This is a genomic window from Paenibacillus sp. CFBP 13594, assembly GCF_014842675.1.
GTDB lineage: Bacteria > Bacillota > Bacilli > Paenibacillales > Paenibacillaceae > Paenibacillus > Paenibacillus amylolyticus_B.
The window spans coordinates 355962-370589 of record NZ_JACYVQ010000007.1 but is presented as its reverse complement, the minus strand read 5'-3'; the positions used below and the strand labels follow the sequence as shown (position 1 = coordinate 370589).

General features: G+C 46.5%; 11 protein-coding genes. 1 reads left to right on the top strand and 10 read right to left on the bottom strand.

From position 1 onward, the window contains the following. Positions 1-186 precede the first annotated feature (186 nt). The 5 genes from IFU39_RS23140 to argC form a co-directional block, all read right to left on the bottom strand. A complete protein-coding gene (locus tag IFU39_RS23140; protein WP_091013054.1) occupies positions 187-1440 on the bottom strand; it encodes an aspartate aminotransferase family protein in 1254 nt (417 codons plus the stop codon). 286 nt (positions 1441-1726) lie between these two features. Continuing rightward, positions 1727-2566 carry an acetylglutamate kinase gene (argB, locus tag IFU39_RS23135; protein ID WP_091013051.1) on the bottom strand — a complete coding sequence of 280 codons (840 nt, stop codon included), beginning with the start codon at positions 2564-2566 and terminating at the stop codon, positions 1727-1729. 44 nt (positions 2567-2610) lie between these two features. Beyond that, complete coding sequence (locus tag IFU39_RS23130; protein ID WP_192135071.1) at positions 2611-2793, bottom strand: hypothetical protein; 183 nt, start codon at positions 2791-2793, stop codon at positions 2611-2613. Positions 2794-2886: 93 nt separating this feature from the next. After that, positions 2887-4125, bottom strand: coding sequence for a bifunctional glutamate N-acetyltransferase/amino-acid acetyltransferase ArgJ (gene argJ, locus IFU39_RS23125; protein ID WP_192135069.1), 1239 nt, complete (start codon positions 4123-4125; stop codon positions 2887-2889). 130 nt (positions 4126-4255) lie between these two features. Next, positions 4256-5305, bottom strand: a complete 1050-nt coding sequence (gene argC, locus IFU39_RS23120; protein ID WP_192135067.1) for an N-acetyl-gamma-glutamyl-phosphate reductase — start codon at positions 5303-5305, stop codon at positions 4256-4258. 331 nt (positions 5306-5636) lie between these two features. Here argC and cls point away from each other — a divergent pair, with 331 nt between their 5' ends. Next, entirely contained in the window at positions 5637-7085 is a 1449-nt protein-coding gene (cls, locus tag IFU39_RS23115) for a cardiolipin synthase (RefSeq protein WP_192135065.1), read from the top strand. A gap of 133 nt (positions 7086-7218) precedes the next feature. Here cls and IFU39_RS23110 read toward each other — a convergent pair whose 3' ends face one another. The 5 genes from IFU39_RS23110 to IFU39_RS23090 all read right to left on the bottom strand — a co-directional run bounded on the left by IFU39_RS23110 (position 7219) and on the right by IFU39_RS23090 (position 14091). Beyond that, a complete protein-coding gene (locus IFU39_RS23110; protein ID WP_091013287.1) occupies positions 7219-8127 on the bottom strand; it encodes a YitT family protein in 909 nt (302 codons plus the stop codon). Between the two features lie 134 nt (positions 8128-8261). Then, a protein-coding gene (gene prfB, locus IFU39_RS23105; protein WP_101313559.1) for a peptide chain release factor 2 occupies positions 8262-9375 on the bottom strand; the annotation gives its coding sequence in 2 pieces (ribosomal slippage) (positions 8262-9302 and positions 9304-9375; 1113 coding nt in all). A gap of 242 nt (positions 9376-9617) precedes the next feature. Then, positions 9618-12122: a preprotein translocase subunit SecA gene (secA, locus tag IFU39_RS23100; RefSeq protein ID WP_192135063.1), complete on the bottom strand. Its 2505-nt coding sequence runs from the start codon at positions 12120-12122 to the stop codon at positions 9618-9620. A 786-nt stretch (positions 12123-12908) separates the two neighbouring features. Further along, on the bottom strand, positions 12909-13472 hold the full coding sequence (hpf, locus tag IFU39_RS23095) for a ribosome hibernation-promoting factor, HPF/YfiA family (protein ID WP_047840659.1): 564 nt from the start codon (positions 13470-13472) through the stop codon (positions 12909-12911). Between the two features lie 421 nt (positions 13473-13893). Further along, on the bottom strand, positions 13894-14091 hold the full coding sequence (locus IFU39_RS23090) for a cold shock domain-containing protein (protein ID WP_024631599.1): 198 nt from the start codon (positions 14089-14091) through the stop codon (positions 13894-13896). Between the last annotated feature and the right edge of the window lie 537 nt (positions 14092-14628).

The following is a 14628-nucleotide window of genomic DNA, read 5'->3' as shown; positions in this document are numbered from 1 at the left end:
CTTATTTCCGGTTCCCTGCACCCGCATGGGCAGAAGAGAGAGCAACATTGACACTTTGGCTTCGTGCTTCTCAAATGTATTCATTTCCACCTTCTGCGAGTTCACCGCGCGGCTACAGGGATTCATCATCTCGTTCTGCTTCGAGGCCGGTAATGGCCCCGAGACAGAAAGGTTCTCATTTTTATGTTAGGCTTTCGCCGCTACGTGCTCTTCGATCAATGTAGCTACAAGGGATACTGCCTCGTCGATCTCTTCTTTGCTCACATACAGGTTCGGAAGCAAACGAATCACATTCGGTCCTGCAGAGACAAACAAGATACCGCGTTTTTGCCCAGCAAGCACAATATCACCTACCGGCTCAGCACATTCAATGCCGACCAACAATCCCAAACCACGAACTTCTTTTACAAAGGAATTGCCTGCCAAACGATTCCGCAGGGAGCTCATCAGGTATTCACCCATCTCCGCTGCACGCTCTGGCAAACGATCTTCCAGCATCGTTTCAATTGTAGCAATCACAACGGATGAAGCAAGTGGTGTTCCGCCAAATGTTGTCGCATGGCTACCTGGCGTGAACGCATCCCGCAGGAAGCCTTTACCCAGCATCGCGCCTACAGGGAAACCACTACCGATACCTTTGGCAACGGTGAACACGTCCGGCTCAATGCCATAATGTTCGTGTGCAAACAGCTTACCTGTACGTCCCATTCCGGTCTGTACTTCATCAACAATGAGCAGTAACCCATGCTCGTCACACAATTTCCGTACATGTTTGACGAATTCTGGTTCAACCGGGTATACACCACCCTCGGCCTGAACCATTTCCAGCATAATCGCTGCTGTGTTGGGTCCAATTGCCGCTTCAAGGGCAGGGATATCATGCAAAGGTACGGTTACAAATCCGGCTGGCAATGGCAAAAATCCTTCTTTCACCTTATCCTGTCCGGTTGCTGTCAGTGTAGCGAGTGTCCGTCCATGGAAGGACTGGGCAAATGTGATCACTTCATAGCGATCTGTGCCCTTCACCTTCTGGTGATAACGACGTGCTACTTTAATAGCTGCTTCGTTCGCTTCGGCACCACTGTTACAGAAGAACACTGCGTCAGCGCATGTATTGGCTGTCAGCAATGCTGCTGCCTTCTCCTGGCCCGGAATCTGGAACAGGTTGGACACATGCCACAACTCATCAATCTGAGCTTTCAGCTTGGCTCCAACTTTCTCCGGTGCATGGCCCAGGCTAGTTACAGCGAGTCCGCACATGAAATCGAGATAACGGTTGCCCTGATCATCCCACAGCCAGCTGCCTTTACCTTTGACCAGACTGATTGGATAACGTGCATACGTTTGGAAAAGCGAGCTTTCCGTCTGTGCCGCTGCACTTGTTGCTGTTGCGCCCGCTACCGCTGTGCCAGAACCTGGCTGTTCGTTGCCTTTTGCCATGACCATATCACTCCTATTGGTTGGTGCAACGACACTCATTATGAGAACACCTTAACTTTACACTTGTCACTTCGATGACAGAACAACCTTCCGATCGCTGTTATCCCCGGATTTTTTTGATTGTCCCTTAAAGGTGGAAATCCGGGGATAAAGGCGCACGCTTCGCTTCTTCAGGTTATTTCTGTCCTCTACGTTATTGTGTGATGTTCAATCTTCACATAAAAAAGCCGTGCACATATTTTTTATTTACTATCAAACCATGAAGACCCTAGCGCACTGAGAATAATTATTGCATACGGATAATTTTTGTTCCGATGATTTCTCCACCAAGCACTCGGCTCAGGATCTGTGGTTCGCTTCCGTCTACGATGATGACCTCACGTACTTGACCATGAATACATGCGATTGCTGCACGCACTTTGGGAATCATGCCGCCATAGATTTCTCCGGTTTGGATCATATCCTCGATCTCTTGTACAGATACGGATGGCAGTACTTTTTTCTCGCCGCCTACGTTCTTCATGATGCCAGGAACGTCGGTCACGACAATCATCCGACTTACGCCAAGATGAGACGCCACAGCACCCGCAGCTGTATCTGCGTTGATGTTGTAGCGTTGTCCGGTGGCATCCACACCAACTGGCGCGATAACCGGCATGTAACCCATGTTCACGATGCCTTGGATAATTTCTGCGTTCACACCCGTGACATCGCCTACCCAACCGATCTCTGCGTGGTTTGTAACAGGTTTAGCCTGAATCAGGCCACCGTCCACGCCAGACAAGCCTAGTGCACGACCGCCCACACGTTGGATCAGGCGCACGATCTGTTTGTTGATACTGCCCGCAAGCACCATCTCCACTACGTCCAGCACAGGTTCAGTTGTTTTGCGCAGGCCATTAACGAATTCAGTTTCGATACCAAGCTTCGCCAGGTTATCCGAGATCGCAGGACCTCCGCCATGCACGATTACTGGCTGCGTGCCCTGAGACTGCAAATCACGCAGATCCGCAAAGAAGGACTCAGGCAATGCTGCCAGCGTGCTGCCTCCACATTTCATGACAAACATCTGTTTCTCTGTGCTCGCTTCCGTTGCGGTACTCTTGTTTGGCATTGTTGAATTCATGGGGGCAAGCTCCTTTCGTTCAAATATTCTAAAAGGCTTAACACTTAATTGAAGAGATATTCGGTGGCTGATCGTTTCGAATCCGGATCGTTCTTTTGATCGCTGTTGTCTCCAGGTTTTTTGATTCCCTTTATAAAGGGGAAACCCGGAGACAAAGGCGAACGCTTCGCTTCTACAGAATCGATTCCGTCTTCTCCACTGCCTTCGCCAGTTATCTCAAAGACCAAATAAAGTTCAATCCTTATAGATTTTCTATATATTTACCATACAGCTTCTCATAGGGAAGCTGTTAGCTTCAATAGAATAAATGCTAAGGCTTATTACGTACGGTATGCTGCGTTAATTCGGACGTAGTCATACGTCAGGTCACAGCCCCAGGCTGTTGCCGTTCCTTCGCCGTGGTGCAGATCCACCACAATGCGAACTGTATCGGTCTGTAAATACGCCAGTGCCAATTCTTCGTCGAAAACGACTGGACGGGATTGTTCAAGTACCGAGATCTCTCCCAACCGAATATTTACCGTATCCGGGTTCACTGGTTGTCCTGCACGCCCTACGGCTGCAATAATCCGTCCCCAGTTAGCGTCAGCGCCAAACATGGCTGATTTGACCAGACTGGACCCGATGACGGTTTTGGCAATCGCTTGAGCGGATTCATCACTTACCGCACCAGTCACTTCTACCTCTACCAGCTTGGTTGCTCCTTCACCATCGCGAGCAATGGCTTTGGCCAGCACTTGGCATACATAGGTGAAGCCAGCTGCAAAAGCGTCCCAATCCGGGTGCTCTGTTGTCAGCTCTTCATTGCCTGCATATCCACTGGACATGGCTACCAGCATGTCGTTTGTACTTGTATCGCCATCGACGGTAATCATGTTAAATGTGTGATTGGTTGCCTGGCGCAGCAGGCGCTGCAACGCTTCTGCACCAATGACCGCGTCAGAGGTCATGAAAGCGAGCATCGTCGCCATATTCGGATGAATCATCCCCGAGCCTTTGGCGGCACCCGCAATCGTAACCGTCTTGCCGTTAACCAGAACGGAGACGCAAGCTTCCTTTTTCACCAAATCCGTTGTCAGAATCGCTTGTGAAAATTGTTCCGCCTCATTCGACTCCTTGCCCATATGCGCTGGAAGTCCGGTGATGCCTGAATGTACAGCATCCATTTTGAGCAATTCCCCAATGACACCTGTGGAGGCCACTGCAACGTCCTCTTCTGCCACACCCAACTCACGCGCAGCGGCCGAGCGCATCGCATAAGCATCTTCTTCACCTTGTTGCCCTGTACATGCATTGGCATTACCACTGTTAACGATAACGGCTTGAAGTCGGCCATTGTTTAAGCTTTCGCGCGTAACTTTGAGTGGTGCGGCTTGAAACACATTCGTTGTATATACAGCAGCAGCTGTAGCCGGTACATCACATCGGATCGCTCCGATGTCATTCCGAGATGTCTTTTTCAATCCGCAGTGAAGTCCACCAGCAGTGAATCCCCCAGGGGTTACAATTGTTCCGTTCTCAACCACGGTAAAACTCTGTTGCTCCACATTCGTTCCCATATCATATCCCCCGTATGCGTTCAGCTATATGCCGATGATCCGCCTGCTTAACCTGATCCAATCTCCATAAATGACTTCGAGAAAGCACTTTACACTGAATGTTCCAGTACTCCTCCTGAATTCCAATCCCTTATGGATATACCGGTGTCATGTTCAGCCCGAGGTTCTCCTCCCATCCCATCATCAGGTTCATATTTTGAATCGCTTGCCCGGATGCACCCTTCACCAGGTTGTCGATGACCGAAATAATGGTCAAACGCCCTGTGCGAGGATCTACCGCAAATCCGATATCACAATAGTTGGATCCGTACACTTCTTTGGTAGAAGGCCAGATGCCCGGTTCACGTACACGTACGAAAGGTCTGTTCTCATAATATTTGCGGTATAAATCTACGATCTCCCGATCGCTGTGTTCCCCAATGAGTTTTGCATACATCGTACTCATGATTCCACGTGTCATTGGCACCAGATGTGTTGTAAAGGTAACCGTTACAGGCGTTCCCGTTATACTGCCAAGCACTTGTTCGATCTCGGGAATATGTTGATGTTTATTCAGTTTGTAGGCTTTGAGATTCTCATTCATCTCTGCATAATGATTTGTCAGACTTGTTCCACGTCCCGCTCCGGATACGCCTGATTTGGCATCAATAATAATAGTAGAAGGATCAATCCAGCCTGCCTCTACTGCAGGGATCAGTCCAAGAAGTGTAGCCGTTGGATAACAGCCCGGGTTGGATATAAAATTCTGCCCCTTCACTTCTTCGCCATACACCTCAGCCATGCCGTATACCGCTTGTTCCAGCAAATCAGCTGGAGGCGCCGGATGTTTGTACCACTCTTCGTACACTGTTCCATCCTTAAGTCTGAAATCGCCAGACAGGTCAATCACCTTAAGTCCTGCTGCCAGGAGGCTTGGTACGAGCTTAGCACTTACGCCGGACGGGGTCGCTGTGAATACCAGATCCGCACGGCTCGCAATTTCAGCCGGATCTACACCGTCGAGTGGCCTGTGAATCACGCCCGTCAAATGCGGAAATCCATCTGCGATGGACTCACCACTGCTCGATGATGAGATCACCGATGTAATTTCAACCAGCGGATGATTCTGGAAAAAACGAATCAGCTCCACCCCGCCGTAGCCGGTGGAACCGACGATTGCTACTTTTAATTTGTTATTCACTCTCGCTCCCCCAATCTCGATGTATGCGCTACTTGTGCTATGTCCTTGCCTGAAGGATACTTGAACACAGCAATTCCGTCGCTTATATGCATATTTGTGTATTATTATACGACTCTGGTTATATAAATACAACACTCTATCATCAATTTCACATGGATTTCCATCCAATCCGAACATATCTTTTTTTAACATCCGGGACGAACAGGTATACATCTGTTAAAATACGTATTAGTAGGAAACATTACAATCAGGGTCTCATTCATAACTAACCTGCTAGTCAAGGACATATGAATAGATTCATGATGGTCATTATGAGACGTGGGGGACTATAGTGCATATCGAATCCATTTTACTTATTGTGCTCCTGGGCCTAAATATTATTTTCGCTGCAGCAGTCGTTTTCTTCGAACGGAAGGACGCCAGTGCTTCCTGGGCTTGGCTGCTCGTTTTGAACTTTATTCCGGTGTTTGGTTTTTTACTTTATCTTTTAACCGGTCAAAACTTGACCCGATACCGGCTTTTCCAGTGGAAAGAACGTAAGAAGCTCGGGCTAGAGGAACGTATTGAAGCCCAGCTCACGCAGTTGCACGATAATCGCACGCCTTTCCGCAACCAAGCAACCGAGACTAGCCAGGACATGATCTATATGAATCTGAAGCAGAACGGTGCTCTGGTGACGGAAGATAATGCGGTCGAGATCATTACGGATGGAACAGATAAATTTCAGCGGCTCTTGGATGACATCGAAGCGGCTCAGGATCACGTGCACGTACAATACTACATTTATAGAAGCGACCGTCTGGGCAAAAGAATTCGGGATGCACTCATCCGCAAAGCGCGGGAAGGCATCAAAGTTCGTTTGCTGTATGACGCGCTCGGATCACGGCGGGTATCAAAACGTTTTTTCAAAGAATTGCGCGAAGCAGGCGGTTTGGTTGAAGTCTTTTTCCCCTCCAAATTCAGTCTGATCAACTTGCGTATGAACTACCGGAACCACCGTAAGATTGTCATCATCGATGGTAACCTTGGGTATACGGGCGGGTTTAATGTCGGAGATGAGTATCTTGGCTTGAACTCCAAATTCGGTTACTGGCGTGACACACATCTGCGTATTCAGGGGAATGCCGTTCATGCGTTGCAGACCCGGTTCCTCCTGGATTGGAATGAAGCGTCCAAGCAACACGACACACCTTATGTTCCGGCGCATTTCCCTCATATCGAGGGCACAGGAAAGATTGCCATGCAGATTGTCTCCAGTGGACCTGATGCAGAGACCGAGCATATCAAGAACAGTTACCTTAAGATGATTAACGGGGCCAAACATTCGATTCTGATTCAAACGCCTTATTTTATCCCGGATGCCAGTGTATTCGAAGCTATTCGTCTCGCGTGTCTGTCCGGTATAGATGTTCGCATTATGATTCCAAATAAACCCGACCACGCCTTTGTATATTGGGCTACGCTATCTTATATTGGTGAGTTGCTAAAAGTTGGCGCCAAAGTATTTATATATGATAATGGCTTCATTCATGCCAAAACACTTATCATTGACAGTTTGGTTGCATCCGTGGGAACCGCCAATATTGACTACCGCAGTTTCCGGTTGAACTTTGAGGTTAATGCTTTTATGTACGATGAAGCGATTGCGACAGCACTTGTACAAACCTTTGAGCACGACCTGCATGTATCGCGAGAAATGACGCTCGATGAATACCAAAAACGTAGTCTCATTATCCGCTTCAAAGAAGCCATTTCCCGTCTGTTATCTCCGATTTTGTAGCGGTCAATATTTATAGTAAAAAAACAGGCACATCCTCTCCCGTCATTTCGGAGAAAGATGTACCTGTTTTTTTCTTGTCTTGAACTTCCGAACGTATGAGCCTACACGGCTCACTCATTAGTTTTCAACCCGTTCACACATGTTCTCCCCGCTTAAAACCTTCGCCGAGCACTTCGTGCGCGTTACTGATAATGACAAAAGCTCCTGGGTCCACAGACCGGATCAACGCTTTAAGTCTTGGCACCTCATTTTGCCCAACGACTACCATCAGTACTGTTCGTTGATCGTCAGTGTAACCGCCTTTGGCTTCCAGCTTCGTTAATCCGCGATCCAGATCATCCAGAATCACTTTGCTAATCGCTTCCGTCTGGTTGGAGATAATATAAGCCACCTTGGAGAAACCCAACCCCATCTCAACGGCATCGATCACTTTACCGGTAACATACAACCCAATCAGCGCATAGAGGGATTGCTCCAATGACAATACAAAAGCAGCCATAATAATAACTGTAGCATCCATAATTACGACACACAGAGAATAACTCAGTCCACTGTATTTCTGTACGATTCGGGCAAGAATGCTCATGCCACCTGTTGATCCTCTACCTCGGTATACAATTCCAATCCCTAAACCAACACCAATCCCACCATACAGTGAACCAAGGAGTGGATTCGTTGTTGGGATGGCCCAATCCTTTGTGAGATAGACTAAGAGCGGCAGGACAATACTGCCCAGGACTGAACGAATACCATACTGCTTACCAATAAGCAGAAAACCCGCGATTAGAAGTGGGATGTTAATCGCCCATTGGGTATATGCCGGTTCCCAATTAAGCCATTCCTTGCCCAGGATCGATAACCCGGACACCCCACCTGAAGCGATCTGATTCGGTAATAAAAATAAATTAAAGGCCACTGCAATTAAAAACGAACCTAAAATGATAGATACCGTGTCCACGACGTTTCTCCATGGACCATTGAGTGGAATGAGGCTAGTTATCCTCTTTTTGCGGCTGTTGTGAAGTTGTGATCGTTGTTGCATGTTCTCGTGCTCTCCTTTGTTGTGACTGATCAGTTGTTTGTTCATATTCTCTATATCTTATAAAATGATTCAAAAAAAAGCTCCTGTATACACCAGCATACGCCTACACGTATGGGTCCATACAGGAACTTATATTAATCGGTTTCTACTTTAATCTGGCTACGCAAATAACCATCGATGAATGCATCGAGGTCGCCGTCCATTACTGCCCCTGTATTTCCAGTCTCCACGCTTGTACGGTGATCCTTTACCATACTATAGGGATGGAACACATAGGAGCGAATCTGGCTACCCCATGAAATATCCGACTGATCTCCTCGGATTTCATCCAGCTGTTGTTTTTGCTCTTCAATTTTACGCTCATACAATTTCGAACGAAGCATCTTCATCGCCCGCTCACGGTTCTTGATCTGTGAACGTTCATTCTGACACGTTACAACTACACCTGTTGGAAGGTGGGTAATCCGCACGGCTGAGTCGGTGGTATTGATATGCTGTCCACCCGCGCCACTCGCACGGTAGGTATCAATCTTGAGATCCTCTGTTCGAATGTCCAATTCAATCGTATCATCAATCTCAGGAACCACATCACATGATACGAAGGACGTATGTCTACGGCCCGATGAGTCAAAAGGAGATATCCGCACCAGTCGGTGTACACCCTTCTCGGCTTTCAGATAACCATAAGCATTGTGCCCCTTGATCGATAGCGTGACGCTCTTGATTCCCGCCTCATCTCCTGGCAGATAATCCAGCACTTCAACCTTGAAGCCACGTTTCTCGGACCAACGCGTGTACATCCGGAGTAACATCTGTCCCCAGTCCTGTGACTCGGTACCACCTGCCCCCGGATGAAGCTCTAGAATGGCATCCATCTTATCATACGGCTGATTCAGGAGCAGCTGAAGTTCGAACTCTGCCACCTTGCTCACGATCGCTGTGACGCTTCTACCGATCTCTGCAGCGAGGTCTTCGTCGCCTTCCTCGTCAGCCAGTTCTACCATCATCACCGCATCATCATAATCCTGTTGGAGTTTGGTGTATTGATCCACAGATCCCTTCACCGCATTTAGCTCAGCGATTACGGATTGCGCCTTGTCACTATCGTCCCAGAAATCCGGGGCAGACATCTTCACTTCGAAGTTGCCGATCATCTCTTGCTTCAGATCTAAGTCAAAGAGACCCCCTAAGGTTGGTTAGTTTCTTGCCTATTTCACGCAGGTCATGCTTCACGTTTGGATCGATCATGTGCAATTCCTCTTTTCATTAAGATAAGCTCCCCGCATCCAGGGCATTCCTCCAGATCAAGTATCCGATGCGTCACCTTGGTGTTGAGAATACTGTTGTATCAGTATATCTCTTCCCCGTGATCATGGTCATATTATTATAACTATGCACCATTAATCGGTTTTGCATCCTTCACTTCATCCTATGGAATACCCGGCTGCAAGGAGCCATTCATGTCATTCGTGTATAAATGAACCCTTTAACTACTCTTGACCGTGGCAGTGTTTGAACTTCTTGCCACTACCGCATGGGCATGGATCGTTACGTCCGATTTGGTCAGAAACCTTCACTGGACGTTTCTCAGCAGGTTCACCGCTTGTCGAGATCTGACTTTCCTCAACAACCGCTTGACGCTCCTGATTGCTCTCGATCTGTGCTCTCATCACATAAGTCGCTACTTCTTCCTGGATCGAAGCAATCATCTGATGGAACATCTCGAAGCCTTCGAACTGGTATTCACGCAGTGGATCTGTACCACCGTAGGCGCGAAGGTGGATACCTTGACGCAATTGATCCATTGCATCGATATGATCCATCCACTTGCTGTCTACTGCACGGAGCACAACCACTTTCTCGAACTCACGAACCATCTCTTCGCCAATTCGCTCTTCACGTGCATTGTACTTGTTCTGAACTTTCGTGAACAGGAACTCGATGATCTCTTCTGCTTCCTTACCCCACAGATCATCTTTAGTTATGGAACCATCGTCCAGCAGTTTGCTGTTCATGTAATCAGCAACTTCCTGAAGCTCCCAGTTTTCCGGGATATCGACACTACAATGTGCTTCAACGATACGTTCAATGGAAGGCTTGATCATATCCATAACGATTTGTTTGATATTTTCGGACTCCAGTACCTCGCGGCGCTGTTTATATATAATTTCACGTTGTTGGTTCATTACATCATCATATTGGAGAACGACTTTACGCACGTCAAAGTTGTTACCTTCAACACGCTTCTGCGCTGATTCTACTGCACGGGTAATCATCCGGCTCTCGATCGGTTGGTCTTCTTCAAAACCAAGACGCTCCATCATGTTCAATACATTGTCTGCACCGAAACGTCTCATCAATTCATCACCCAGTGACAGGTAGAATTGTGTTGAACCCGGGTCACCTTGACGTCCCGCACGGCCACGTAGCTGATTATCAATCCGGCGTGATTCGTGACGCTCTGTACCGATGATATGAAGGCCGCCTACTTCAGCTACACCATCACCCAAGATAATATCTGTACCCCGTCCTGCCATGTTGGTTGCAATCGTTACTGCACCCGCTTGACCAGCTCCTGAGATGATCTCTGCTTCTTCCGCGTGGTACTTGGCGTTCAGTACCTGGTGTTTGACACCACGGCGTTTAAGCATGTCAGACAGGCGTTCAGAGTTCTCAATGGACACTGTACCTACCAGAATCGGTTGATTCTTACTGTGGCGTGCCACGATCTCTTCTACAACGGCATTGAACTTGCCATCGATGCTCTTATACACGACATCTGCCATGTCATCGCGTTTATTCGGACGGTTGGTTGGAATTTGCAGTACTTCGAGACCGTAGATTTTTTTGAACTCTTCTTCCTCGGTTTTCGCTGTACCCGTCATACCCGCAAGTTTACGGTACATCCGGAAATAGTTCTGGAAGGTAATCGTAGCAAGCGTCATGCTCTCGTTTTGTACTTCAATGCCTTCTTTGGCTTCAATCGCCTGGTGCAATCCATCACTGTAACGACGTCCGGACATCAGACGACCTGTGAATTCATCGACGATCATGACTTCCTCATCACTGACAACATAATCCACGTCACGACGCATGATTGCATTAGCTTTCAAGCCCTGTACAATGTGATGGTTGAGAGTTACATTGGCATGATCATACAAGTTCTCGATACCAAATGCTTTCTCTGCTTTTGCCACGCCCGCCTCAGTCAACGCTACGGATTTCACCTTAATGTCTACCGTAAAGTCTTCTTCCGGCACCAAACGTTTCACAAAACGATCTGCTGCATAGTACATATCCGTCGACTTCTGAGCTTGTCCAGAGATAATGAGTGGCGTACGCGCCTCATCGACCAGGATGGAGTCTACTTCATCAATGATACAGAAGAACAATGGACGTTGTACCATTTGCTCTTTGTAAAGCACCATGTTGTCACGCAGATAGTCAAAACCAAACTCATTGTTCGTTCCGTACGTAATATCACATGCATATGCATGTTGTTTCAACGCATGGTCCATACCGCTGAGGTTAACCCCAACCGTCATGCCCATGAACTCATAGATTTGTCCCATTTCCTGGCTATCCCGTTGTGCCAAATAGTCATTGACTGTGACCACGTGTACACCTTTGGACATTAACGCGTTCAGATATACTGGAAGTGTTCCTACCAGCGTTTTACCTTCACCCGTTTTCATCTCGGAAATACGGCCTTCATGCAGAGCGATACCGCCCAGCATCTGTACATCGTAGTGACGTTTGCCCAGTACACGACGTGATGCCTCACGTACGGTTGCAAATGCCTCTGGAAGAAGTTCATCTGTCGTTTCTCCCTTTTCAATACGAGCACGGTATTCGTCCGTTTTACCTTTCAGTTGTTCATCAGACAACGCCTGAAATTGTGGTTCAAGTTTATTGATCACATCGACCGTCTTCATCAGACGTTTAACATCACGTTCATTCATGTCGCCGAAGATCTTTTTGACAAGTCCTAGCATGGTATACCCCTTTCGTGCAAAACAGAATAGACCCCCTGTTGCCGCCACGCGACACCATCGGATGGATGTTGCATCCACTTGCCCGGGGGTGACAAACAATATAAAAAGTAATATAGATGAATCAACTCCAGGCTTGCCAAGGGTTCCTCATGAAGCTGATTCGGTATTCAAACGGGTTCGGTTATTAAAAACTAGCCGAAGCCCGAGCCTTGCGAATCATGTTCATGGTGCTGTGCCTGTCATTGATTGTGATTAGCGATCATTCGTTGACAATTCCTCATCAGGACAATGATTCTCTTTGCATAAATTGTAACAGTTTGTAAGGGCCGCCGCAACACGCCACGGCACACTTCTTTGAACTTATGAGACATATCAAATGGAGTTTAAGTGCAAAAAATCATAGTCGTTAGCGGAAGCGTCCGATTGTCATGTTTCGTTTTGCAGGCTAGACAGCTCTGTCAACGAATTTTGATGGTGAATTTGGATGGAAATCTCATATCCAGTTCTCGAATGTAGGCGTACGAATATTTTCGTAAACATCCGAATCTGGTGATAAACTTGTACCAATTATGATTATTCTTACTATCTATTAGACGCAGCAGCATAGGGAATAGTTTCACCATTTTATTTCCAAAGGTTATTTCCCAGCTCCTCTACGCACAAAAGAGCCCCATCCCTAAGGGATGGAAGCTCTTGTTAAGTCTAATCCAGGAAACTACAGTCCCTGTCTTCATTATTATTAGATATTCATATGCAAGTTCGATCCGATGATCCTGTACGTTAAGATTAACCTTGTTCGATCAATCCGTACTTACCATCGTTCCGTTTGTAAACAACGCTAACTTCTTCACTGTCAATGTTGGAGAATACGAAGAAATTGTGACCAACCATGTTCATTTGGAGGATGGCCTCTTCCACGTCCATTGGTTTCAACATAAAGCGTTTCGTCCGTACAACTTCCAGATCATCGTCATCCGTGTCCGCATCCAGTTCAGCTGTAGCTACAGTACCTGTTGGATCTTCAACGAAGAGTGTCTTCAGGCTGCCTTCCTGGCGGAACTTACGGTTAATTTTTGTTTTGTGTTTGCGGATCTGACGTTCCAGCTTGTCCACCACGGAGTCAATCGATGCGTACATATCGTCGCTCTCATCCTCGGCGCGGAGCACAATGCCTTTCAAAGGGATCGTCACCTCTACCGTATGCAAACCTCTCGTCGTGCTCAATGTAACAGCACCGTCAGAGTTAAGGGGTGCATCGAAATACTTCTCGAGTCTACTCAACTTTTTGTCGACATAATCCTTCAAAGCATCAGTAACCTCGATTTGTTGACCTCGAATACTTAAATTCATAGGGCACTCCTCCTTTTTCCTTTGCCACTTCATTATAACACGAATGTAAGCGCCATGTAAAAACTCCCGGTGACCGAATAATGACATCTGTTCAAGCCACATCTGCCAACGTAGGCATAACGCCATATTTCGCGATATTTCATCATATTCAGCCATAATCGAATATTTACTTGGTATGAATTATTAGGCGCTTGATGATGTATTTAACCGTTTTTGGGCCAGCTCAATCTAATATGTAAAATGAACTTCAATCTATCTTTTAAATCTATTAAATTCAATAGAAAAATGTTCCTCGGATGATTCTCAAATCTCTCATCTATTGAAACAAAAAAAGACCCCGGAAAGTACCGGAGTCTGATGCTAGCGATAATTCAATTTGGTAACCATCTAACCATATATGTAGGTCGGATTGTCCGGATGATTATAATTTGATTACGTTAGCTGCTTGCGGTCCACGCGCGCCTTCGACGATGTCGAATTCTACGGATTGACCTTCTTCCAAAGTTTTGAATCCTTCGGATTGAATTGCGGAGAAATGTACGAATACGTCGCCGCCATCTTCAGTCTCAATGAAACCGTAACCTTTTTCTGCGTTGAACCATTTTACTTTACCTTGCATGCACTAACATTCCCTTCGTCATCAAATGAAGTGAAGCTTTCGGCCTTAACCTCTGCCCACAATTCAGATAATACCATCCAAAGTTATCCATTGTCAATTGGAAAAGTAAATGTTTTCTTGGAATTTTTTGTAGATTAATTGGGGATTGTGTTGAAAGGTGGGATATCTTGAATATATCAGGTAAATGGCGGGTTGATAAGTCTATTTTTAGCCATTTTAAGATCAGATTGGTCTTTAATAGTTTCAATATATAACCGCACTCTTTGTGTCTCCGTTGAAATAATTTCTCCAAGATAGTAATGGTAAAGGATGTTTCAACATATCAACCAGACTACTAAATCAAATTAGGAAAAGGTTGTTATTCATGAACTTTTACCCACTTTAAAAGCCTAAATTGGACTCCTATGTTATACCGTCAATCTTTTAATTTTGTGATTGGAGATTTACTCCAACCGATCATGTAGATGCTCAAGAGAATCAATTACCTGTAGGGGAACTGAAAGAAAAAGAAATTAGTTGGCTGTCATCCACACTTCG